Source organism: Kribbella steppae (assembly GCF_004342025.1).
Taxonomy (GTDB): Bacteria; Actinomycetota; Actinomycetes; order Propionibacteriales; family Kribbellaceae; genus Kribbella; species Kribbella steppae.
In genome coordinates this window covers 289,568-311,410 of sequence record NZ_SLWN01000004.1, presented here as the reverse complement: position 1 = coordinate 311,410, position 21,843 = coordinate 289,568, and the positions used below count along the sequence as shown (strand labels likewise).

At 68.7% G+C, this 21,843-nt stretch carries 22 protein-coding genes; 16 read left to right on the top strand and 6 right to left on the bottom strand.

Annotation, left to right across the window (positions count from 1 at the left end):
- The first annotated feature begins 33 nt into the window (after window positions 1-33).
- From EV652_RS13510 to EV652_RS13465, 10 genes are all read left to right on the top strand, one after another.
- Window positions 34-1,203, top strand: a complete 1,170-nt coding sequence (locus tag EV652_RS13510; RefSeq protein WP_132209439.1) for a GNAT family N-acetyltransferase — start codon at window positions 34-36, stop codon at window positions 1,201-1,203.
- Between the two features lie 75 nt (window positions 1,204-1,278).
- Window positions 1,279-1,875: a crossover junction endodeoxyribonuclease RuvC gene (gene ruvC / locus EV652_RS13505; protein ID WP_132209438.1), complete on the top strand. Its 597-nt coding sequence runs from the start codon at window positions 1,279-1,281 to the stop codon at window positions 1,873-1,875.
- A gap of 37 nt (window positions 1,876-1,912) precedes the next feature.
- The gene (gene ruvA / locus EV652_RS13500; RefSeq protein ID WP_132209437.1) at window positions 1,913-2,515 is read left to right on the top strand and encodes a Holliday junction branch migration protein RuvA; all 603 of its coding nucleotides are present in this window, start codon (window positions 1,913-1,915) and stop codon (window positions 2,513-2,515) included.
- Between the two features lie 3 nt (window positions 2,516-2,518).
- Window positions 2,519-3,565, top strand: a complete 1,047-nt coding sequence (gene ruvB / locus EV652_RS13495) for a Holliday junction branch migration DNA helicase RuvB (RefSeq protein ID WP_132209436.1) — start codon at window positions 2,519-2,521, stop codon at window positions 3,563-3,565.
- Window positions 3,566-3,735: 170 nt separating this feature from the next.
- Entirely contained in the window at window positions 3,736-4,224 is a 489-nt protein-coding gene (gene yajC / locus EV652_RS13490; RefSeq protein ID WP_132209435.1) for a preprotein translocase subunit YajC, read from the top strand.
- Window positions 4,225-4,310: 86 nt separating this feature from the next.
- Window positions 4,311-6,053: a protein translocase subunit SecD gene (gene secD, locus EV652_RS13485; RefSeq protein WP_132209434.1), complete on the top strand. Its 1,743-nt coding sequence runs from the start codon at window positions 4,311-4,313 to the stop codon at window positions 6,051-6,053.
- Window positions 6,053-7,231: a protein translocase subunit SecF gene (secF, locus tag EV652_RS13480; protein WP_132209433.1), complete on the top strand. Its 1,179-nt coding sequence runs from the start codon at window positions 6,053-6,055 to the stop codon at window positions 7,229-7,231. Before secD ends, secF begins: the two co-directional genes overlap by 1 nt.
- Window positions 7,231-7,770: an adenine phosphoribosyltransferase gene (locus EV652_RS13475; RefSeq protein ID WP_132209432.1), complete on the top strand. Its 540-nt coding sequence runs from the start codon at window positions 7,231-7,233 to the stop codon at window positions 7,768-7,770. Before secF ends, EV652_RS13475 begins: the two co-directional genes overlap by 1 nt.
- Before the next feature lie 151 nt (window positions 7,771-7,921).
- Entirely contained in the window at window positions 7,922-10,291 is a 2,370-nt protein-coding gene (locus EV652_RS13470) for a RelA/SpoT family protein (protein ID WP_439649056.1), read from the top strand.
- Window positions 10,292-10,296: 5 nt separating this feature from the next.
- Window positions 10,297-10,770, top strand: a complete 474-nt coding sequence (locus EV652_RS13465) for a hypothetical protein (protein ID WP_132209431.1) — start codon at window positions 10,297-10,299, stop codon at window positions 10,768-10,770.
- Between the two features lie 17 nt (window positions 10,771-10,787).
- Here the strand turns inward: EV652_RS13465 and EV652_RS44020 are convergent, their stop codons facing one another.
- Together EV652_RS44020 and EV652_RS13460 are read right to left on the bottom strand one after the other, a co-directional pair.
- Window positions 10,788-10,937, bottom strand: coding sequence for a hypothetical protein (locus EV652_RS44020; RefSeq protein ID WP_158441156.1), 150 nt, complete (start codon window positions 10,935-10,937; stop codon window positions 10,788-10,790).
- Window positions 10,938-10,992: 55 nt separating this feature from the next.
- The gene (locus tag EV652_RS13460; RefSeq protein ID WP_199238164.1) at window positions 10,993-12,261 is read right to left on the bottom strand and encodes a DUF349 domain-containing protein; all 1,269 of its coding nucleotides are present in this window, start codon (window positions 12,259-12,261) and stop codon (window positions 10,993-10,995) included.
- Between the two features lie 194 nt (window positions 12,262-12,455).
- Here EV652_RS13460 and EV652_RS13455 point away from each other — a divergent pair, with 194 nt between their 5' ends.
- The 4 genes from EV652_RS13455 (at window position 12,456) to EV652_RS13440 (ending at window position 17,309) form a co-directional block, all read left to right on the top strand.
- Window positions 12,456-13,145 carry an MBL fold metallo-hydrolase gene (locus EV652_RS13455; RefSeq protein WP_132209429.1) on the top strand — a complete coding sequence of 230 codons (690 nt, stop codon included), beginning with the start codon at window positions 12,456-12,458 and terminating at the stop codon, window positions 13,143-13,145.
- The gene (hisS, locus tag EV652_RS13450) at window positions 13,142-14,473 is read left to right on the top strand and encodes a histidine--tRNA ligase (RefSeq protein ID WP_132209428.1); all 1,332 of its coding nucleotides are present in this window, start codon (window positions 13,142-13,144) and stop codon (window positions 14,471-14,473) included. The genes EV652_RS13455 and hisS overlap by 4 nt, the downstream gene beginning before the upstream one ends.
- On the top strand, window positions 14,470-16,245 hold the full coding sequence (aspS, locus tag EV652_RS13445; RefSeq protein ID WP_132209427.1) for an aspartate--tRNA ligase: 1,776 nt from the start codon (window positions 14,470-14,472) through the stop codon (window positions 16,243-16,245). Before hisS ends, aspS begins: the two co-directional genes overlap by 4 nt.
- A gap of 119 nt (window positions 16,246-16,364) precedes the next feature.
- Window positions 16,365-17,309, top strand: a complete 945-nt coding sequence (locus tag EV652_RS13440; protein ID WP_199238163.1) for a glycoside hydrolase family 19 protein — start codon at window positions 16,365-16,367, stop codon at window positions 17,307-17,309.
- A 48-nt stretch (window positions 17,310-17,357) separates the two neighbouring features.
- Here EV652_RS13440 and EV652_RS13435 read toward each other — a convergent pair whose 3' ends face one another.
- From EV652_RS13435 to EV652_RS13420, 4 genes are read right to left on the bottom strand one after another with little or no spacing between them, the layout of a single operon-like run.
- Window positions 17,358-18,218 (bottom strand): hypothetical protein, encoded by an 861-nt coding sequence (locus tag EV652_RS13435; protein WP_132209425.1) that lies wholly within the window; start codon window positions 18,216-18,218, stop codon window positions 17,358-17,360.
- Window positions 18,215-18,811 (bottom strand): RNA polymerase sigma factor, encoded by a 597-nt coding sequence (locus EV652_RS13430; RefSeq protein ID WP_242001738.1) that lies wholly within the window; start codon window positions 18,809-18,811, stop codon window positions 18,215-18,217. The genes EV652_RS13435 and EV652_RS13430 overlap by 4 nt, the downstream gene beginning before the upstream one ends.
- Before the next feature lie 39 nt (window positions 18,812-18,850).
- Window positions 18,851-19,522: a class I SAM-dependent methyltransferase gene (locus EV652_RS13425; protein WP_132209424.1), complete on the bottom strand. Its 672-nt coding sequence runs from the start codon at window positions 19,520-19,522 to the stop codon at window positions 18,851-18,853.
- Between the two features lie 44 nt (window positions 19,523-19,566).
- Window positions 19,567-20,880, bottom strand: coding sequence for a DUF2254 domain-containing protein (locus EV652_RS13420; protein ID WP_132209423.1), 1,314 nt, complete (start codon window positions 20,878-20,880; stop codon window positions 19,567-19,569).
- A 69-nt stretch (window positions 20,881-20,949) separates the two neighbouring features.
- Between EV652_RS13420 and EV652_RS13415 the strand changes: the two genes are divergently transcribed.
- Both EV652_RS13415 and EV652_RS13410 read left to right on the top strand, forming a co-directional pair.
- Window positions 20,950-21,417: a helix-turn-helix transcriptional regulator gene (locus EV652_RS13415; RefSeq protein ID WP_132209422.1), complete on the top strand. Its 468-nt coding sequence runs from the start codon at window positions 20,950-20,952 to the stop codon at window positions 21,415-21,417.
- Window positions 21,414-21,839, top strand: a complete 426-nt coding sequence (locus EV652_RS13410; RefSeq protein ID WP_132209421.1) for a VOC family protein — start codon at window positions 21,414-21,416, stop codon at window positions 21,837-21,839. Before EV652_RS13415 ends, EV652_RS13410 begins: the two co-directional genes overlap by 4 nt.
- Window positions 21,840-21,843: the final 4 nt, after the last annotated feature.

The window sequence follows — 21,843 nt, the reverse complement described above, 5'->3', positions numbered from 1 at the left end:
CTCGGGTGAGTGGCAGGACGTAGGGTCTTCCGCGTGAGTGACGCGTTGCGGTTTGTGGACATCACCGAGGACCAGCTCGACGCGGTGATGCGGGTGCGGGCTCGGTCGTTCGGGGTGATGGCGGCCGGTGATCGGGAGCAGTGGCTCAAGGACGCCCGGGTGTTCATCCAGGACGGCCGGTACGTCGGTGTGGCCGACGGTGACGAGGTGGTCGCGGCGGCCCGGTTCTGGGACTTCGAGCAGTGGTGGAGCGGTCGACGCGTGCCGGTGGCGGGTGTCGCGGGAGTTGTCGTGGCACCGGAGTACCGGGGCCGTGGTGTGGGCAGCAAGCTGATGCGGGGTCTGCTGCAGCGCGCGGTGGACAGGGGGTTCCCGCTGACCGCGCTCTACCCGGCGACCACGGTGATCTATCGGCATCTCGGGTACGAGTTCGGCGGTGGCCGCTACCGGTTCTCCTTCGCTGCGGCCGATCTGCGGGCGCTGGGTGGCAAGGAGGTCGGCGTACGGCGTGCTGGTCCGGAGGACGCTGAGCGGGTCCTGCAGCTGGTAGGACAGTCGCATGAGCGGCGACGGACCAGCGGTCCGCTCGTTTGGCCGCTCAAGGAAGTGACTGAGTGGCTCGCGGACGAGGACAACTTCGCGTACCTCGCTGACGACGGCTTTGTCGTCTACAGCTGGTCCGGCTCCGACCTGTGCATCGACGAGATCGTGGCCGGGTCCGAGGCGACCGCTCGGGCTCTGTGGGCCACAGTCGGCTCCGGCTCGTCGATCGCCAGCACTGTGCAGGCGTACATCTCTCCGGACGACCCGGTGCACCTGATGGTCGAGCATGAGGCCTACAAGGACGTACAGCATCAGCGTTGGATGCTGCGGTTGCTCGACGCGCCTGCTGCGATCGCCGCACGTGGGTTCGCGCCTGACGCCGCTGTAGAGATCGACCTGCGACTCGAGGACCCCGACGTACCTGGCAACGGCGGTGACTGGCACCTGTCGGTCGCAGACGGGGCTGGAGAGCTCACGCCGACCCAGGCGTCCGGTGACGTCCTGCAGCTCGGGCCACGCGGGCTTGCTGCGTTGTACTCCGGTACGCCGCTTGCCACGCTCCGTGGATCGGGCCTGGCATCAGGTGGATCGAGTACGGCGGATGCCTCGCTCGATCCGGTGTTCGCGGGCCCGACGGCGTACATGCTCGACTACTTCTGAGCCGTCCCGCGCGTCGATTTCCGAGCTGTCCTCGGCGGCCGTTAGGGTTGTCGAACAAACGTTCGGAGGTGATCCATGCGGGTGCTCGGCGTCGACCCGGGGCTGACCCGGTGCGGCCTCGGCATTGTCGAGGGCTCACCCGGCAAGCCGCCGGCGCTGGTCGCCGTCGGGGTGATCCGGACACCGGCCGACCTGGACGTGTCCAAGCGACTGGTCCGGATCGAGGCCGAGCTGGAGGAGTGGATAGACAAGCACCGGCCGGATGCGGTCGCCGTGGAGCGGGTGTTCGCGCAGCACAACGTGCGGACGGTGATGGGCACGGCCCAGGCGTCCGGGGTAGCGATGGTCGTTGCGGCCAGGCGGGGTCTGCCGGTCGCGTTGCACACGCCGAGCGAGGTGAAGGCCGCTGTCACCGGCTCTGGTCGGGCCGGCAAGGAGCAGGTCAGCACGATGGTCATGCGGATCCTGAAGCTGGCCGAGCGGCCGACGCCCGCCGACGCCGCGGACGCGCTGGCGCTCGCGATTTGTCAGGTCTGGCGTGGCGGTACGACGTCACGCCTGCAAGAGGCGGCCGGGAGCCGCGCGAACCTCGAGGCGTTGGCGCAGGCGCAGTCCCGCCTGCAGGTGGCACGACTGCGTGCCGCGGTGGCAGCACAGGAGAGCAAGCGATGAGGGCGGTCGGACAGGTCCGGTCGTCGGGAGGTTGGCGATGATCGCGTTCGTGCGGGGGCCGGTGGCGGCCATCGGGGTGGACAGTGCCGTGATCGAGGTCGGGGGAGTCGGCCTGCAGGTGTTCTGCCATCCCGGCACGCTGGCCGGGCTGCGGCCTGGGCAGGAGGCGCGGGTGTCCACCTCCATGGTGGTGCGGGAGGACTCGCTGACGCTGTACGGCTTCTCCGACGACGACGAGAAGAGTCTGTTCGAGTTGCTGCAGACGGCGTCCGGGGTTGGGCCGAAGCTGGCGCAGGCGGCGCTCGCCGTACTGAGTCCGGATCAGTTGCGGCAGGCTGTCGCGACCGAGGATCTCAACCTGCTGGTGAAGGTGCCCGGTATCGGGAAGAAGGGCGCGCAGCGAATCGTGCTGGAGCTGAAGGACAAGATCGGTGCGCCGTCGAGGACAGTGACCGGCCGGCCACTGCAGACGCAGGAGGCTTGGCGGGAGCAGGTGCACGCCGGTCTGGTCGGGCTCGGCTGGTCCACTCGCGATGCGGAGGACGCGGTCACCGCGGTCTCACCGCTCGCCGCCGACAACGCGAACCCGTCCGTTCCCGACCTGCTCCGCGCCGCGCTGCGCGTGCTGTCGAAGGCGTAGCAGATGGAGGACAACGTCCGGCCCTTGGTCTCCGCGGACGCGGTGGATCTCGAGGAACGCAAGATCGAGTCCGCGCTGCGGCCGCGCACGCTGGCCGAGTTCGGCGGGCAACGACGGGTCAGCGAGCAGCTCGAGTTGGTCCTGCACGCTGCCCGCGGCCGCAACCGGGCGCCTGACCACGTGCTGCTGTCCGGTCCGCCCGGCCTGGGCAAGACCACCCTGGCGATGATCATCGCCAGCGAGATGTCGGCGCCGCTGCGGATCACCAGCGGTCCGGCGATCCAGCACGCCGGCGACCTGGCCGCGATCCTGTCCGGGCTGAGCGAGGGCGAGGTGCTGTTCCTCGACGAGATCCATCGGATGTCCCGGCCCGCCGAGGAACTGCTCTACATGGCGATGGAGGACTTCCGGGTCGACGTGATCGTCGGCAAGGGTCCCGGTGCGACCGCGATCCCGTTGGAGATCCCGCCGTTCACATTGGTCGGCGCGACCACGCGGGCCGGACTGCTGCCGGGGCCGCTGCGGGACCGGTTCGGGTTCACCGGGCATCTGGAGTTCTACGAGTCCGCCGAGCTGGAGAAGATCGTGAACCGGTCGGCCGCGCTGCTCGAGGTCGACATCACTCCTGAGGGCGCGGCCGAGATTGCGTCCCGGTCCCGCGGTACGCCGCGGATCGCGAACCGGCTGCTGCGCCGGGTCCGCGACTACGCCGAGGTCCGCGCCGACGGGATCATCACGCTCGCGCTGTCCAGGGCGGCGCTGGAGCTGTACGAGGTGGACAAGATGGGCCTGGACCGGCTGGACCGGTCCGTCCTGGACGCGTTGTGCCGCCGTTTCGGCGGCGGACCGGTGGGTCTTTCGACGCTGGCGGTTGCGGTCGGCGAGGAACGTGAGACTGTGGAGGAAGTGGCCGAACCATTCCTGGTCCGGTCCGGCTATCTGGCTCGTACGCCGCGCGGCCGCGTTGCCACGCCCGCGGCTTGGCGGCATATCGGGCTGAAAGTCCCGAAGGGCGCCACGTTCGCGGACACGCTCTTCGACACAGAGTGAACACAAGGCCCGAGTAACGCAAACGTGACCCGGTGTCATGAGGTGATTGTTGCCACGCAGGGTTAGACTCCCCGGTGGCCTGACCTCAGGTCATTCCGTTGCGACCTGCGCGCTTGAGCAGAGCGTGCCGGATGCCCCGTACTCCCGACGACGAAGGATTCTGAGTCCCGATGCAACTGATCGCCGTACCTTTGGCCTCTTCCGGGGGTGGCTCTGGCTTCACGCTGCTGCTGCCGCTGATCCTGATCGTCGGGATGATCTGGTTCATGAGCCGCACGCAGCGCAAGCAGCGCCAGCGGCAGGCCGAGACCGTCGCCTCCCTCAGCCCCGGCACCAAGGTGATCACCACCAGTGGGCTGGTCGGCATCGTCGAGGAGACCGACGACGACTACGTGACGCTGGAGATCTCCGAGGGCGTCCTGGTGCAGGTGGTCAAGGCGTCGATCGGCCGGGTCATCCCGGACGAGGACGCCGCCGTCGAGACCCCGGCCGAGCCGGTGGTCGAGGACAAGGCCGACGCGGACGAGCCGGTCGCCGAGGAGGAGCCCGCCAAGGACCCGGTCGACGTACCGGACGCGGGTCGTGACAAGGCCGGCGACAAGGCCGACGGCAAGACGCAGGACGCGCCGAAGCTGCCGCCGACGCACACCGAGAACTGACTTACCCCTCCTAGCGGCCTGCGGCGCGCCGACCGGCGTCCACCAGACGATGCGCCGCGCCCAGAAGTACGAAGGTTGAATCTGACGTGGCAACGACGACAACATCCCGGCCCGGGCGGCTACTGATCGTCCTGGGAGTCATCGTGGTCCTGCTGTTCGGGATCATGGGGCTGACCAAGACCTGGAAGCCCAAGCTCGGCCTGGACCTGCGCGGTGGCACCACCATCACGCTGACCGCCAATTCCCTGGCCGGCGGCGGTTCGGTGACCGCCGACCAGCTGAACGAGGCGAAGAACATCATCTCTCAGCGGGTCAACGGTGCGGGTGTCGCGGAGGCTGACATCACCACCTCCGGAGCGAACCACATCAACGTGGCCGTTCCGGGTGCCACGCAGGACGCCCTGGTGAAGCAGGTCGGCCAGACCGCCCTGCTCTACTTCCGGATCGTGTACGACGCCCAGGCGGCCGCGCCGCCGGCGACACCGTCGCCGACGCCGAGCGGGACACCGACGGCCAAGTCCAGTACGACGCCGAAGCCCAGCACCACGGTCAAGCCGAGTGCGACCGCGACCGCGAAGCCGACCAGCACGCCGAACGGCCGGGCCTGGAGCAGCGCGCTGGCTGACGCCGACCCGACGCCGACCCCGACGCCGACCGCCAAGCCGAGCACCCCGGCGGCGACTCCGTCGACGCCGGCGGCCAATGCGGACCCGCTGCAGTACGTCCCGGACGCGGCCACGCAGACCGCCTTCGCGGCGTTCAAGTGCGGTGACAAGCAGACCGACGACCCGAGCAAGCCGCTGTTCTCCTGCGACCGCAACGGCCAGTACCGGTACCTGCTCGGTCCCGCGATCATGAAGGGCACCGACCTGGCCGACGCCAGCGCGGGGATCCCGCAGAGCGGGTTCCAGTGGCAGGTGAACCTGAAGTTCACCGGCGAGGGCGGCGACAAGTTCCTCAAGGCGACGCAGAACATCTCCGCCCGCGGTCAGGGCCAGAACCTGTTCGCGATCGTGCTGGACGGCGAAACCATCTCCACCCCGAGCGTCGATCAGCCGATCCCGGGTGGTCAGGCGCAGATCACCGGTACCTTCACCGAGGCGGAGGCGCGGGACCTGGCGAACGTGCTGAAGTACGGTGCGCTGCCAGTGTCGTTCGACATCTCCTCGGTTGAGACGGTGTCACCGCAGCTCGGTGGCGACCAGCTCTCCGCGGGCATCTGGGCCGGTCTCATCGGCCTCGCCCTGGTTGTGCTGTTCTCCTTCCTGTACTACCGCGGCCTGGGAATCGTCGTGGTGCTGTCGCTCGGGGTGGCCGCCGTACTGACGTATGCGTCCGTCGTTCTGCTCGGCAAGGCGATCGGGTTCACCCTGACGCTGGCCGGTATCGCCGGTCTGATCGTGGCCATCGGTATCACCGCGGACTCGTTCGTCATCTACTTCGAACGACTCCGAGACGAGGTCCGGGAGGGCCGCAGCCTGCGGTCGTCGGTGGAGACCGGCTGGGCCCGGGCCAAGCACACGATCATCGCGGCCGACTCGATCTCGCTGCTCGCCGCGGTGGTGCTGTACATCCTGGCGATCGGCAGTGTCCGGGGCTTCGCGTTCACGCTCGGCCTGACCACGCTGATCGACCTGCTCGTGGTGTTCATCTTCACCAAGCCGCTCGTCACGCTACTGGCCCGGACCGACTTCTTCGGCCACGGCCACAAGCTGTCCGGCCTGGATCCTGAGCATCTCGGGGTGGAGCGGCTTCCGGGTCAGATGAAGCCGACCGCGCGGCCGGCCAAGCCGTCATCGACGCGCAAGCCGGTGGGAGGGGAGGTCTGATGTCGAAGCTCGGACAGCTCGGTGCCAAGCTGCACCGCGGTGAGGTCTCGTACGACTTCATCGGCAAGCGCAAGCTCTGGTTCACTGTCTCCCTGGTGCTGGTCGCCGTGTCGCTGATCGGGTTGCTCACCCGCGGCCTCGCACTCGGCATCGAGTTCAAGGGCGGTGTCGAGTACCAGACCAACGTCAAGGTCACCGACAGCACGGTCCAGGACTTCACCGACGTGGTGACCGCGACCAACGCCAAGGATCTGGGCGACCCGGTCGTCACCACCATCGGCGCCGACAAGGTGCGGGTGCAGACCAAGCCGCTGAGCCAGGACGACATCACCAAGGTCCGCGCCGCGATCGCAGCCGAGGCCGGGGTCTCGGTCGATCAGGTGACGTCGCAGCAGATCGGCGCCTCCTGGGGCAAGCAGATCGCGAACAAGGCGATCCTCGCGCTGATCGTCTTCCTCGGCCTGGTCTTCCTGGTCATCTGGGCCTATTTCCGAGAACCCAAAGCCTCGATGGCCGCCATCATCGCGCTGCTGCACGACGTGCTGATCACGGTCGGTGTGTACGCGCTGATCGGCTTCGACGTCACGCCGGCGACCGTGATCGGCGTACTGACGATCCTGGGTTACTCGCTGTACGACACGGTCGTGGTGTTCGACAAGATCCGGGAGAACACCCGGGGTATCACCGGGTCCAACCGGTACACCTACTCGGACGCGACCAACCTCGCGGTCAACCAGACCGTCGTACGGTCGATCAACACCACACTGATCGCGCTGATGCCGGTCGGATCGATCCTCGTCGTCGGCACCGTCGTACTGGGCACCGGGCCGCTGAAGGACCTGTCGCTGGCGCTGTTCGTCGGTATCGCCGTCGGTGCGTACTCCTCGGTCTTCATCGCGCCTGCGCTGCTCGCGGCGTTCAAGGAGCGTGAGCCGGGCATGCAGGCACTGCGCCGTCGCGTCATGGCCAAGCGGGCCGCGGCTGCGGCCGCGGCGTCGGCTCCGGCTCCGGCCGGCGGTGCGCCGGTCGCGGTGGGAGCCGGTGCGGTCAAGGCCGAGCCCCGGAAGCAGGACCGGCCCTCCGGTACGGCGCCCACGCCGGCTGCTCGCCCGATGAAGGCGACCGGTGCTGGACGGCCGCAGCCGTCGCGCAAGCCCCGATCGAAGCGCGGTAAGTGATGCGCTCACTCGAGCAGGTGCTGAAGGACGGGATCCGCGACATCCCGGACTACCCGCAGCCGGGGGTGGTGTTCAAGGACATCACCCCGCTGCTGGCCGACCACGACGGCTTCGCGCTGGTGGTCCAGGCGCTGGCCGCGGCCGGTACGGACGACGACGGCAACCCGGTGGTCGACAAGGTGGTCGGGATCGAGGCGCGCGGGTTCATCCTCGCCGCCCCGGTCGCGCTCGCCCTCGGCGCCGGGTTCGTGCCGGTGCGGAAGCAGGGGAAGCTGCCGGCGGCGACGTACGAGGAGTCGTACGCGCTGGAGTACGGCGAGGCGACCATCGAGGTGCATCAGGACGCGTTCGCGCCGGGGGACCGGGTGCTGGTGATCGACGACGTACTCGCCACCGGCGGGACGGTCGAGGCGTGTCTGCGGCTGATTCGTCGTTGTGGAGCCGAAGTCACGGGTACGGCGGTCCTGCTCGAGCTGTCCTTCCTGCCTGGCCGGGAGCGGCTGGCCGGTGAGCAGGTCACGTCGCTCCTCACCGTCTGAGCGTGTACGGCGTGTCTGAAATCGGATAACTCTCCGCGATCGGAGCCTGGCCCGGCGTGTTGTCCACAGGCCGTTTCAACCTCGTTGGACGGTTCCCCCTAGACTGGTGGTCTGTCGGCGGAGGGACACAAACGTGGGCGAAGACCCGGCGATGACGTCAGCGGTACCGAACGTGGTGCCGCCCGAGCCTCCGCGCGCGCCGGCACCGGCGCGCCCGGCGCCCGCGTCACCGCCTGCCGCCCAGCCTCCCCGGATCGCGCCGGCCCGGGTCCGTGCCCGGCTCGCCCGGCTCGGCGGCACCAGGCACCCGAACCGCGCGCCGATGCTGGAGCCGCTGTTCCGGGTCGTCCGGGCCACCCACCCCAAGGCCGACCTCGGCATGATCGAGCGCGCCTACCGGACCGCGGAGAAGTACCACACCGGCCAGTTGCGCAAGAGCGGTGACGCCTACATCACCCATCCGCTCGCCGTCGCCACCATCCTGGCCGAGCTCGGTATGACCGCGCCGACCCTGTGCGCCGCGCTGCTGCACGACACGGTCGAGGACACGCCGTACACGGTCGAGGAACTGACCGGCGAGTTCGGCGAAGAGATCGCCATGCTGGTCGACGGCGTGACCAAGCTGGACAAGGTCAAGTACGGCGAGTCCGCGCAGGCCGAGACGATCCGCAAGATGGTCGTCGCGATGGCCAAGGACATCCGGGTGCTGGTGATCAAGCTCGCCGACCGGTTGCACAACATGCGCACGCTCGGCTTCCTGCGGCAGGAGAAGCAGGAGCGGATCGCCCGCGAGACGCTGGAGATCTACGCCCCGCTGGCCCACCGGCTCGGTATGAACACGATCAAGTGGGAGCTCGAGGACCTGTCCTTCTCGACCCTGCACCCGAAGGTGTACGACGAGATCGTCCGCCTGGTCGCCGAGCGGGCCCCGTCGCGGGATGAGTACCTCGCCTCCGTGATCGACCAGGTCCACGAGGACCTGCGCGCCGCCAAGGTGAAGGCGACCGTCACCGGCCGGCCGAAGCACTACTACTCGATCTACCAGAAGATGATCGTCCGCGGCCGCGAGTTCGGCGACATCTACGACCTGGTCGGTATCCGCGTCCTGGTCGAGTCGGTCCGCGACTGCTACGCGGCGCTCGGCATCCTGCATGCGCGATGGAATCCGGTGCCCGGCCGGTTCAAGGACTACATCGCGATGCCGAAGTTCAACATGTACCAGTCGCTGCACACCACCGTCATCGGCCCGCAGGGCAAGCCGGTGGAGCTGCAGATCCGGTCGTTCGCGATGCACCGCCGGGCGGAGTACGGCATCGCCGCGCACTGGAAGTACAAGGAGGACCCGACCACGGCGGCACCCGAGGTGGCCGGCCCGCCGACCACCGAGATCGGCGGCCCGAACGAGATGCCGTGGGTCCGCCAGTTGGTCGACTGGCAGCGGGAGACCTCCGACCCGTCGGAGTTCCTCGACTCACTGCGGTTCGAGATCAACAACTCCGAGGTGTACGTCTTCACCCCGCGCGGTGACGTGATGTCGCTGCCGACCGGGTCGTCACCGGTCGACTTCGCCTACGCGATCCACACCGAGGTCGGGCACCGCTGTATCGGCGCCCGGGTCAATGGCCGGCTCGTCCCGCTGGAGAGCACCCTCGAGAACGGTGACGTGGTCGAGGTCTTCACCTCGAAGGCGCAGGGCGCGGGTCCGTCGCGGGACTGGCTCTCGTTCGTCAAGAGCCCGCGGGCGCGGAACAAGATCAAGCACTGGTTCTCCAAGGAGCGCCGCGACGAGGCGATCGAGCACGGTAAGGACGCGATCGCCAAGCAGCTCCGCAAGGAGGGCCTGCCGCTGCAGCGCCTGCTGTCGCACGAGACCCTGACCGCGGTCGCGAACTCACTGCGCTACCCGGATGTGACCGGTCTGTACGCCGCGGTCGGCGAGAGCCACGTGAGCGCGCAGGCCGTCGTACGGCGCCTGATCGAGACGTACGGCGGTGAGGAGGGCGCGGCCGAGGACCTGGCCGAGGGTCTGCGACTGCCGGCCTCGAAGGAGCGCCGGAAGCGGGCCGCTCGCGGCGACGCCGGTGTCATCGTCAAGGGTGCGACGGACATCCTGTCGAAGCTGGCGCGGTGCTGTACGCCGGTCCCCGGCGACGAGATCATCGGCTGGATCACCCGTGGTGCCGGCGTGTCCGTGCACCGCGCCGACTGTGCGAACGTCGAGAACCTGCAGACCCAGCCGGAGCGGATCGTCGAGGTCGAGTGGGCCCCGACCGCCCAGTCCGTGTTCCTGGTCGCCATCCAGGTCGAGGCTCTGGACCGGGCGCGGCTGCTGTCGGACATCACCCGGGTGCTCTCCGACTACCACGTCAACATCCTGTCGGCGGCGCTGACCACGACTCGCGACCGGATCGCGAAGTCCCGCTTCACCTTCGAGATGGGTGACCCGACGCATCTGGGGCACGTACTCAAGGCGGTGCGCTCGGTCGAGGGTGTGTTCGACGTCTACCGCGTGACCCAGTAGGGGCGGTGGGCAACTGGTTCGGCGGCTCGGCCTCCGGGCCGCGGCTGAAGCTGTCCAACGGTGGGTCGGAAGTGTTCCTGGACGTGCTCGCGTTGCCTGCTTGTGACCTGGCGGAGACGCCGTTCGAGCGCGGGTTCGCGTTGTTGCTGTGCAACTCGCGGATCGGGCTGGGCAACGAGGGCTTCGACCTGGACGAGTTGCCGTGGTCGGCCGACTGGGAGGCTGAGCGTGTATTCCTGCTGCGGGTGATCGAGTCGGCGCAGGCGCATTTCCACTGGGAGTTGCTCAGCTACGAACCGCCGTACGCGGATCGGTATCTGGCCGATTACGCCGAGGTAGTCCGTTCCTATCGGCCGCCTGCGGAGGCGGTGGACCTGCCACGGATGTGGGATCCGACTCCGGTCGACGCCGCCTTCACTCGTTGCCCCAAGCACGGGTTGTACCTCGGCGACTACACGGACTGCCGCCTGTGCTCGTGAGCTGGTCGCCTGGGTAGTCACCATCGCCTCGGCAGCCAGGGATGTTGGCAGAGAACGAGGACTTGGCGGATTTCGCCGCGGGCCAGCAGCCAGGTGAGTTTGCGGGGGACTTGTCGGCTAGTGAAGGGCAGGCCGGCGAAGTAGTACGGCAGGTCGTACTCGAACATCCCAGCAGGATGGCCGATGTAGGCCTAGTCCTGCTGGGCGTTGTCCACAGGTGTGCTAGCTGAAGTCGGAGAGGGCGTTCTGGGCTTGGGTCAGCCATTCGCGGCGGGCTGCGATGGCTTCGCGGGCCTCGTTGGCCTTGCGGGTGTTGCCCTGCGACTCGGCTTTGACGGCCTGCTTCTCGAGGTCGGCGATGAGGGACTGGAGTTGCTTGACCGTGGCCTCGGCGCGGGCGCGGGCTTCGGGGTTGCTGCGGTTCCAGACCTCGTCCTCGGCGGCCTTGACGGCCTGCTCGACGGCGCGCAGGCGGGAGTCGATGGCGCGCATCGAGTCGCGCGGGACCTTGCCGATCTGATCCCAGCGGTCGAGCAGGTCGCGGAGTTGCTCGCGGGCCGCCTTGGCGTCCTCGACCGGCAGGATCGCCTCGATCTCGACCAGCAGGGCCTCCTTGGCCTGCAGGTTCTCCACCTGCTCGGCGTTCTCCTCGGCCTGAATCGCGTCGCGGGCGCCGAAGAAGGTGTCCTGGGCGGCGCGGAAGCGGGCCCACAGCTTGTCGTCGACCTCGCGTGGCGCGGGGCCGGCGGCCTTCCACTGCCGCATCAGGTCGCGGAAGCGCCCGGACGTCGGGCCCCAGTCGGTGGAAGATGCGAGCGTCTCGGCCTCGGCCGCCAGCCGCTCCTTCACCACCGCGGCTTCCTCGCGCTTCGAGGAGAGCTCGGCGAAGTGCTGCTTGCGGTGCCGGGTGTACGTCGTACGCGCCGAGGAGAACCGGTGCCACAGCTCGTCGTCGCTGGACTTGTCGAGTCGCGGCAGCGCCTTCCACTCGTCCAGCAGCTCGCGCAGCCGGGTGACGCCGTGGCGCCAGTCGGTGCCGGCCGCGATCGTCTCGGCCTCGGTGGCGATCTTCGTCTTGGCGGAGCGCGCCTCCTCGACCTTCGCGGCGCGTTCGGCCTTGCGCTTCTCCCGCTGCTGGGCGACCAGCGGGGTGAGTGCCGCGAGCCGGGCCTGCAGGCCGTCGAGGTCGCCGACCGCCTGGGCCTCCTCGATCGTGCTGGTCACCTTCTTCACCGCGGCGCGGGCGTCGTCGGGGGACACGGTGCCCGCCTGAACGCGCTTCTCCAGCAGGTCCACCTCGAACGCCAGTGCGTCGTACCGGCGGGTGTAGAAGGCGAGGGCCTCCTCTGGGTTCGCGTCCGGCCACTGGCCGACTGCCCGCTCACCGTCCTTGGTCCGTACGAAGACCGTTCCGTCCTCGGCTACCCGGCCCCAGCTCTCTCCGGCCACAACTCGCCCCTTCCGGCGGTATGTACTGCGCTCGTTGCCCATTCTGGTCAGTCCCTGGTTCAACCGCGCGTACAGGGCCTGTCCGGGCGCGTCGAGCCGCTGTCTCGACGCTTATCCCTGAACAATCACAAACTCACAGCGCGGACGCAACGGTGTTGCGTCACAATCCGGTTCGAACTCACCGGTCCGGCACCGGTAGCCTTGGGTGGTCCCGAACCGTTCCAGGAAGGTCAGTCGTGCTCATCGCCGGGTTCCCCGCGGGGTCGTGGGGTACGAACTGCTACGTCGTCGCCACCGGCCAGGGCGCGGAATGCCTCGTCATCGACCCCGGTCAGGACGCGACCGAGGGCGTCGAGCAGGTGCTCCGGGAGAACAAGCTGAAGCCGGTCGCGGTCCTGCTCACGCACGGTCACATCGACCACATGTTTTCGGTACTTCCGGTCTGCGGGACGTACGACGCGACCGCCTGGATCCACCCCGACGACCGGTACCTGCTCAGCGACCCGTTGGCCGGGATCAGCCCGGAGTCGGCCCGGATGCTGCTCGGCGGCAACCACGAGTTCGCCGAGCCCGACGACGTCGCCGAACTCAAGGACGGCCTGAGCCTGGAGTTGGCCGGCCTCAGCTTCACCGTCGACCACACCCCCGGGCACACGCGGGGTTCGGTCACGTTCACCACGCCGTACGACGGGCCGGAAGACGTGCCCGCGGTTCTGTTCTCCGGTGACGTGTTGTTCGCCGGGTCGATCGGCCGGACGGATCTGCCAGGCGGCGACCATCCGGCCATGCTGCATACGTTGGCCACCAAGATCCTGCCGATGCGCGACGAGATCGTCGTCCTGCCGGGTCATGGTGGCCAGACCACGATCGGCCGGGAGAAGGCGACCAACCCCTACTTGCAGGACCTGGAGATACCGAAACCATGAGCAAGGTGACCCCGCTGAGCGGGTTCCCCGAATTCCTTCCGCAGGACCGGATCGTCGAGCAGACGTTCCTCGACGTGATCCGGGAGACGTTCGAGCTGCACGGGTTCGCGTCGATCGAGACGCGCGCCGTGGAGCCGGTCGAGCGGCTGTCCAATCAGGGCGAGGACGCCGACAAGGAGATCTACGGCGTCCGGCGGCTGGCCGCGGACAGCGACGAGGATGCGGCGCTCGGGCTGCACTTCGACCTGACCGTGCCGTTCGCCCGCTACGTGCTGGAGCACAGCGGCAAGCTGGTGTTCCCGTTCCGCCGCTACCAGATCCAGAAGGTGTGGCGTGGTGAGCGTCCGCAGGAGGGGCGCTACCGCGAGTTCACCCAGGCCGACATCGACATCGTCGACAGCGGCGAGCTGCCGACGCACTACGAGGTCGAGCTGCCGCTGGTGATCGCGGACGCGCTGCGCAAACTGCCGGTGCCCGAGTTCGTGATCAAGGTGAACAACCGCAAGATCCCGGAGGGCTTCTACCGGGGGCTCGGGCTGGACGACGTCACCACGGTGCTGCGGATCGTCGACAAGATCGACAAGATCGGCCCGGAGAAGGTGGTCGAGCGCCTCGTGCAGGCGGGCGCCACCGACAAGCAGGCGCGGCTGGCCGTGCAGCTGGCGGGCATCTCCAGCACGGACACGTCGTTCGTGGAGAAGGTCCGGGCGCTCGGCGTGGAGCACGAGATCCTCGACGAGGGGCTCGAGCAGCTCAGTCAGGTGATGGCCGCGGCCGGTGAGCACGCTCCCGGTCTGTTGATGGCCGATCTGCGGATCGCGCGCGGGCTCGACTACTACACCGGCGCGGTCTACGAGATCTACCTCGTCGGCCAGGAGTCGTTCGGGTCGGTCGGTGGCGGCGGCCGGTACGACTCGCTCGCGTCCGACGGCAAGACGACGTACCCGGGTGTCGGGATCTCCATCGGGGTCTCGCGGCTGGTACACCGCCTGGTGAGCCAGGGGTTGCTGAAGGGCTCCCGCAGTACGCCTACCGCCGTCCTCGTGGCGCTCACCGCCGAAGAGGACCGGGCCGAGGCCATGCGGACAGCGGCACAGCTGCGCGGCCGCGGGATTCCGGTGGAGGTGGCGCCGGCGGCGGCGAAGTTCGGGAAGCAGATCCGGTTCGCGGACCGGCGCGGCATCCCGTTCGTATGGTTCAGCACCGACAACGGTCCCGAGGTGAAGGACATCCGCAGCGGCGAGCAGGTGCCCGCCGATCCCGCCACCTGGACGCCGCCGGCCACAGACCTTCTTCCCCGTATCGACACACCTCAGGAGAACCAGTGATCCGTACCCATTCCGCAGGCTCGTTGCGCGCAGAGCACACCGGGCAGACCGTCACCCTGGCCGGCTGGGTGGCGCGGCGGCGTGATCACGGCGGCGTGGCGTTCATCGACCTGCGCGACTCCAGCGGCACCGTCCAGGTGGTCATCCGGGACGAGGAGGTCGCGCACCCGCTGCGCGCCGAGTTCTGCTTGAAGATCACCGGTGAGGTGAGCGCCCGCCCGGAGGGCAACGCGAACCCGAACCTGCCGACCGGCGAGATCGAGGTGATCGCATCGGACGTCGAGGTCCTCAACGAGGCTGCGCCGCTGCCGTTCCCGGTCGAGGAGCACCACGCGACCCCGGTGAACGAGGAGATCCGGCTGAAGTACCGGTACCTCGACCTGCGCCGCCAGGGCCCGGGTACGGCGCTCCGCCTGCGCAGTGAGGTCAACAAGGCGGCCCGCGAGGTGCTCGCCAACCATGACTTCGTCGAGATCGAGACGCCGACGCTGACCAAGTCGACGCCGGAAGGCGCCCGCGACTTCCTGGTGCCGGCCCGCCTGCAGCCGGGCTCGTGGTACGCGCTGCCGCAGTCGCCGCAGCTGTTCAAGCAGTTGCTGATGGTGGCCGGGATGGAGCGGTACTACCAGATCGCCCGCTGCTACCGGGACGAGGACTTCCGCGCCGACCGGCAGCCGGAGTTCACCCAGCTCGACGTCGAGATGAGCTTCGTCGACCAGGACGACGTGATCGCGCTGTCCGAGGAGATCCTGACCGCGCTCTGGAAGCTCGTCGGGTACGACGTCCAGACCCCGATCCCGCGGATGACGTACGCCGAGGCGATGGCGCGGTTCGGCAGCGACAAGCCGGACCTGCGGATGGGCCTGGAGCTGGTCGAGTGCACGGAGTACTTCAAGAACACGCCGTTCCGGGTGTTCCAGGCGCCTTACGTCGGTGCGGTCGTGATGCCGGGTGGCGCGGACCAGCCGCGCAAGCAGTTGGACGCGTGGCAGGACTGGGCCAAGCAGCGGGGCGCGCGCGGTCTGGCGTACGTGCTGGTCGGTCAGGACGGCGAGCTCGGCGGCCCGGTCGCGAAGAACCTGTCCGAGGAGGAGCGCGCGGGGATCGCCGACCACGTCGGCGCGAAGCCGGGTGACTGCATCTTCTTCGCCGCGGGTCCGGTCAAGTCGTCCCGGGGGCTGCTCGGTGCGGCCCGGCTGGAGATCGGCCGTCGCGGCGGACTGATCGACGAGTCGACCTGGTCGTTCGTGTGGGTCGTCGACGCACCGCTGTTCGAGCCGGCCGATGAGGCGACCGCCGCCGGTGACGTCGCGGTCGGTTCCGGCGCCTGGACCGCCGTACACCACGCCTTCACGTCGCCGAAGCCGGACTCGCTGGACACGTTCGACACCGACCCGGGATCGGCGCTGGCGTACGCGTACGACATCGTCTGCAACGGCAACGAGATCGGCGGCGGGTCGATCCGTATCCACCGCGAGGACGTGCAGAAGCGCGTGTTCCAGGTGATGGGGCTGACCGACGAGGAGGCGACCGAGAAGTTCGGCTTCCTGCTCGACGCGTTCAAGTTCGGCGCGCCGCCGCACGGCGGAATCGCGTTCGGCTGGGACCGGATCACCGCACTGCTGGCCGGGACCGAGTCGATCCGCGACGTGATCGCCTTCCCGAAGTCCGGCGGCGGTTTCGACCCGCTGACGGCCGCGCCGGCGCCGATCACGCCGGAGCAGCGCAAGGAGGCCGGCGTCGACGCCAAGCCCCAGCCGAAGGGCGACTAAGTTGCACCGCGGTCGAAGGGCTTGAGCTCGACCGGCGTTCGGAGGAAACTGGCGGCGTCGTGGGTCTGCTTCGGCAGGTTTTCACGGCGCCCGCCCCTCTCTCCGCCCCGGGAGTGCTCATGCGCCGTCTTCTCACTGCCCTTCTCGCCTGTATAGGCATCATCGCCACCGCCCTGGTCGCCGCGTCACCGGCGTACGCGACCGTGTTCCAGACCTACGGAAGTGGCGTGAACGTCCGCGCCGACGCCTACCTGTCGTCGCCCGTCGTCACCACCCTTCCCGGCCCGACGTCCGTCGACGTCGACTGCCAGAAGGAGGGCGACCTGGTCAGCAACTCCGACGGGTCCAGCCGGTGGTGGGCACATGTGCCCGCACTCGGCGGTTACGTGACGGTCGTGTACGTCGCCATCCCCGAGGACAAGCTGCCCGGCGTACCCGAGTGTGACGACCCCGAGCCACCGGGCGAGGACGTCACGCTGGCCGACGTCCAGGCCATGTTCGGCAGCCGGATCGTGAACCCGTCGATCGTCCAGACCGGCCTGCCGTCGCTGAACCAGGCGATGCGGGACGCGAACATCAACACGCCGTACCGCAAGGCCGCCTTCCTTGCCACGCTGGTGCACGAGTCGCGGCTGGAGTACAACATCCGCGAGATCGGTGACACCCGGCCGTACGGCGGCCGCGGCTTCATCCAGCTGACCGGCGACTTCAACTACGGCCCGGCCGGCCAGTACTTCGGCATCGACCTGCTCGGCAATCCGGACCTGGCGATGTCGCTGCAGTGGAGCGCGCCGATCGCCCGCTGGTACTGGACCGTTGCCCGCAACATCAATCCGTACGCCGACGCCCTCGACATGGGCCGGGTCAACGCGGCGATCGGCTACCCGGCCGGCACCGAGGACCAGCGGCGCTGCGACTCGTTCAAGAACGCGATCCGCTACTTCACCGGGTCCGTCCCGAGCGGGATCATCTGCACCCGCCCGGCCCCGCTCGCCGGGGACACCAGCCAGCTGACTCGCACCCAGTTCGACACCCTCGCCAAGAACGGCGGCGGTCTCGGCTGACGAGCAGGGCCGGCCGGAACCCCCGATGGTCCGGCCGGCCCCGGATCCTCACCCGTACTCGATGTCGCTGTAGACCTGCTTGCCCGCGGTGTCGAAGGCGCGGACGTCGACCTCCATCTCGCCGCGCTTGAAGACAGCACCGAGTTGCGAGGCCGCGATGTACCCGGCCCCGTCCGAGAACGTCACGCCGTACCAGGGTGAGGCGCCGCCGGTCCACCGGATCCGCAGCTCCATCCGGACGACGGTCGGCAGGGTCACGAAGGAGTAGTCAGCCAGCAGCAGCGGGCGGCCTGCCTCGGTGCCCTGCTGGAGCCTCCACTCTCCGTAGACGGGATCAGCCGGGTTGAGGCCTGCCATGCCTGACTCCCTGGTCGGCGAAGACCGCACCAGTTCGTCTCCCAGACACTGGAACCAGTTGCCGTTCGCCGTGGTGAAGGTCTGCATCAGGATCCGTGGCGCAGGCGTAGTGCCGGGCCGGGCCATCGTCTTGATCCAGCGGGCCTGGCGCACGGTCGCCGTGTCGGCGTCCTCCGGTTTCGCCGGCGTGTTGCCGCCACCTGTGCTCAGGTTGGCCAGGCACTTGCGGGCTTCCACTCTCGCCTCACTTGTTGTGGCCTGGCCGAGGTCGAGGGAGACGCGGGCCGACTGTGCAGGTGGGACCTGCACGACCGTGGCTGTCGGACTCGGCGTGGGGGACGTCGTGGCAGCCGGCGCGCCCGAGTCGTCGCCGGTTTGGCTCAGCACAACGACTCCGGTGGTGATGATGGCGATTCCGCAGGCGGCGGCGACGACTGGGATCCACTTCGGAGGTCGTCGGGCTTTGGAGGCGCCGCGGACCAGGTTGCGGCGGATCTCGTCGGCGTACGACGGGTCGAGCTTCTCGACCGGTGGGGGCTTGGTGAGGTTCATCGGTTGTCCTCCAGCAGGGTGGGCAGGCGGCGGCGTGCCCGGGAGAGACGCGACTTGACGGTGCCTTCGGCAACACCCAGTACGGCGGCGGCGTCGGCCAGTGAAAGCTCTGCCCAATAGACGAGCTCGACGGTCTCGCGTTCGTGGGCCGGAAGGGCAGACAGCGCTGCCCGCACGGACTGGATGTGCTTCTCCGAGTCCACCCGCGCGGCGACTGCTTCGGCGTGGTCCGGTTGGTGCAGTGGCGCCGGCTGCCGGAGCAGGAAGGCCGTCAGTCGTCGGCGGGCCCGTGTGATGTTCCGCAGCTCGTTGCGTGCGATGGCGAGGAGCCAGGGTCGTGCACTGTCGTGCTGTAGCGGACCAGGATCGGACCGGCTGAACACGCGCCACGCGGTGACAAACGTCGCCTGTACGGCGTCATCGGCGTACGCGTAGGAGCCGGTGTGCCGGACCGCATACGCGTGGACGACGTCGGCGTAGCGGCTGAACAGTTCGCCGATGGCCGCCGGCTCCTGTCGGCGCAGGGCGTCCCACAGGTCGTCGTCGCGCGCGGCAGGGGGCGGCTTGTCCTGCCGGCTCGAAGTCATGGTCATACCTAACAGGGTCCGCAGGCCCCTGTCGGGTTGCCGCGATCAGCTGAGCCGGGCACGCACCCAGGTTTGGTCAGGGGTGAGGTAGTCCGTCAACGTCAGGCCGGCTTCGGCCAGCTGGGCCGTCAACTGCTCGTCGGTGAGGTTCTGGGTCAGGATCCGCTGTGACCAGGAGCGGCCGTCGACGGTGTGGGTCAGGGTCGCCGCCTGGCGGTTGCCGGGCAGGTGCTCGACGTCGGAGACTTCGAACCGGCGGCCTTCCTTCTCGCGCACGGCCGGAGCATGGATCATCCCGGGCATCTGCTGCTGGAGCAGCACTGAGCCGCCGGGACGGACGTGGTGGGCGCAGGTCCGCAACAGCCGCAGCCGTTCCTCGTCGTCGGCGACGTTGATCAGGTACGACATCATCAGGACGACGTCGAAGCGGCGATCCAGCCGGAGATCGCCGATCGTCGAGCAGATGGTCTCGGTCTCGTGGACGCGAGCAGTCATCTCCGGCGACTCGTCGACCGCGACGATCTGGTGGCCGAGGGCAAGCAGTGGCCGGGTGATCCGGCCGGTTCCGCAGCCGAGCTCGAGGATGCTGCTGCCCGGATCGATCGCCGCGTTGATCAACTGGTCCTCGCCGGTGACCGGCGCGCGTTCGTACAGCTCGACAGCGCTGCCGTCCGGCGTGTGCGGCCCTGGTCCACTTCCACCCTGTCCGACTCTCATCCCGACAGCTTCCCGGCTGATGGCGCGGTCGCCAAGCTTTCGGTTCACACCGAAAGACCTCGAGCGGTGAGCTCTCGCAGGACCCGGTCGGCGTGCTCGCGGACGACGACGAAGTCGGCGGGCTGGGCGATGGCGTGTTCGGCGTCGGTCATCAGCAGCCTCAGCTGGTCGATGACGAGACGCCGGCCGTTGTCGTCGCGGCAGAACTGCCCGGTGCTGTGCAGGGTGCGGAGCTGCGCGCGGACGACTCTCGGCTCGGCCTTGCCATACCGCCGTACCTGACCACAGGCCAGATCGAGGTAGTACTCGAGATCCCGGCCGGGTACGACGACCCGCAGCACGCCTGCCTGGTCGCGCAGGAACTGGCTGCCGAGCTCACGCCTGGCCAGCGAGGCGAGGACGACCGACAGGTGCTCGATCGCCTGGATCGAGGTGTAGGGATCGTTGATGGCGGCCGACAGCGCCTTGACCGCAATGTCCGCGAGCTGCCGGACGCCGAATGCGACGTCCTGTTCAGCGGTCCGCTCGAAGCCGATCCGGATGGAGTCCCGAGCGGCTGCCGCGAGCCGGTCCAGTGCACGTGGCGGGCCGGGCGGGTCCTGCCAGACCTGCACGAGCGCGGAGCCGGCGATGACGTGCTCGCCGACCATGCGCGTGATCGACGCGGTCACACCGGTGGCGGTCGCGGCGGCGACCAGCGCCTCGGGATGGATGGTCTGCAGATAGCCGGAGCGGTACGCCGGTACGTCGACAGCCCACTCGGGTGGTACCGGCCGGGGCTCGGTGGTCACGCCGACCGTCGGCAGGTCGCGATCGATGACCTGGAGCGTGGTGCTTTCGACCTTGCGCATGACTTCGTCGATCTGGATCGAGTGGGTCAGGTGATGGACGAAGAACACCAGCATCAGCAGGCTGACGAAGAGCAGCAGCAGCGCGACGGTGACCGCCAGTCTCGGGTACTGGTCGGTCCGTACGCCGGCCTTCACACCGACCGTGTAGAGGCCGGCGCTGCTGTAGACGAAGGTCGCGACGAAGACGCTCAGGACGAACTGGTTGACCCGGTCACGCAGGAAGTTGCGCAGCAGTCTGGGGGAGAACTGGGTGGAGGCGAGCTGGAGCGCCACCACGGTGAGGCCGAGCACCAGGGCGATCACGGTGGCCATCGTGCTGGCGATCGCGATCAGCAGGGTGCGGGCGTCGTCGGCGGTGCCCTGGAACAGGAAGCGATCCCGCCATGACCCCGGCTCGATCTCGACGTACGACAGACCCGAGCCGGCGATCAGCGCGATCACCACCGCCACCGACGGCATCGCCCAGAGGGCTCCCCGCAGGTACTCGCTCACCGCTTCCCGCCGCACGCCGACCTCCCCTCCCTGAGGTCAGGGTCGCCCGAGCCCCGGCACCGGTCAACGGTCTAGGCTCGGAGGGTGGCGGGCAGCGTTCCGGTGGAGTTGCTGGCGCATCTGCGGCGTGCGCGGGATGTTGCTGATCGCAACTATGCGGAGCCGCTCGACCTGGCCGGGCTGGCGGCCGCGGCCGGAGTGTCGAAGTACCACTTCCTGCGGTGTTTCGCGGCCGAGTACGGCGAGACGCCGATGCAGTACGTGACCCGGCGCCGGATCGAGCGGGCCACCGACCTGCTCCGGGCGACGAACCTGACCGTCACCGAGGTGTGCGGGCTGGTCGGGTACAGCAGTCTCGGGTCGTTCTCGCAGCGGTTCACCGAGTTGGTCGGCATGAGCCCGTCGGAGTATCAGCGAACCCAGGCGGGCGCGCGGATCCCGGGGTGCTTCGTGTTCATGCTCGGGCTGAACTCCGCAATTCCGGAGAAGCCATCGGAGCCGGCCGGGGCCTACCGTCGTACCGACGACGACACAATCGAGGAGGGGCCGTGATCAGCAACGTCAGTCTGGTGACCGTCTACGTCAACGACATCGACGAGGCGAAGGCGTTCTACACCGACAAGCTGGGCTTCGTGCTCAAGGAGGACATTAACCTCGGCGAATTCCGCTGGTGCACCGTGTACCAGGCCGACCACCCCGAACTGCGGCTGGCGCTGATGCTGCCCGGGCCGCCGCTGGACGAGGAGGCCGCGGACGTGATCCGGCGGAGTCTGGCGAAGGGATCGATGCACGGGTTCGGGATCGCCACCGACGACTGCCACAAGACCTTCCAGGAACTGGTCGCCAACGGGGTCGAGTACATCCAGGAGCCGTCCGACCGCCCGTACGGCGTGGAGGCGGTACTGCGCGACAACTCCGGCAACTGGCTCGTCCTGGTCGAGGAGAAGCCGTACAGCCCGGAGGACTTCGCCTGACCCA

Coding starts and splice junctions, on each gene's coding strand:
- yajC (WP_132209435.1), top strand. CDS start 3,736: ATGCAACTGATCGCCGTACCTTTGGCCTCTTCCGGGGGTGGCTCTGGC.
- EV652_RS13460 (WP_199238164.1), bottom strand. CDS start 12,261: ATGGGCAACGAGCGCAGTACATACCGCCGGAAGGGGCGAGTTGTGGCC.
- EV652_RS44020 (WP_158441156.1), bottom strand. CDS start 10,937: ATGTTCGAGTACGACCTGCCGTACTACTTCGCCGGCCTGCCCTTCACT.
- EV652_RS13475 (WP_132209432.1), top strand. CDS start 7,231: ATGCGCTCACTCGAGCAGGTGCTGAAGGACGGGATCCGCGACATCCCG.
- ruvC (WP_132209438.1), top strand. CDS start 1,279: ATGCGGGTGCTCGGCGTCGACCCGGGGCTGACCCGGTGCGGCCTCGGC.
- secF (WP_132209433.1), top strand. CDS start 6,053: ATGTCGAAGCTCGGACAGCTCGGTGCCAAGCTGCACCGCGGTGAGGTC.
- EV652_RS13470 (WP_439649056.1), top strand. CDS start 7,922: ATGACGTCAGCGGTACCGAACGTGGTGCCGCCCGAGCCTCCGCGCGCG.
- EV652_RS13440 (WP_199238163.1), top strand. CDS start 16,365: ATGCGCCGTCTTCTCACTGCCCTTCTCGCCTGTATAGGCATCATCGCC.
- EV652_RS13425 (WP_132209424.1), bottom strand. CDS start 19,522: ATGAGAGTCGGACAGGGTGGAAGTGGACCAGGGCCGCACACGCCGGAC.
- ruvB (WP_132209436.1), top strand. CDS start 2,519: ATGGAGGACAACGTCCGGCCCTTGGTCTCCGCGGACGCGGTGGATCTC.
- ruvA (WP_132209437.1), top strand. CDS start 1,913: ATGATCGCGTTCGTGCGGGGGCCGGTGGCGGCCATCGGGGTGGACAGT.
- hisS (WP_132209428.1), top strand. CDS start 13,142: ATGAGCAAGGTGACCCCGCTGAGCGGGTTCCCCGAATTCCTTCCGCAG.
- EV652_RS13435 (WP_132209425.1), bottom strand. CDS start 18,218: ATGAACCTCACCAAGCCCCCACCGGTCGAGAAGCTCGACCCGTCGTAC.
- EV652_RS13430 (WP_242001738.1), bottom strand. CDS start 18,811: ATGACCATGACTTCGAGCCGGCAGGACAAGCCGCCCCCTGCCGCGCGC.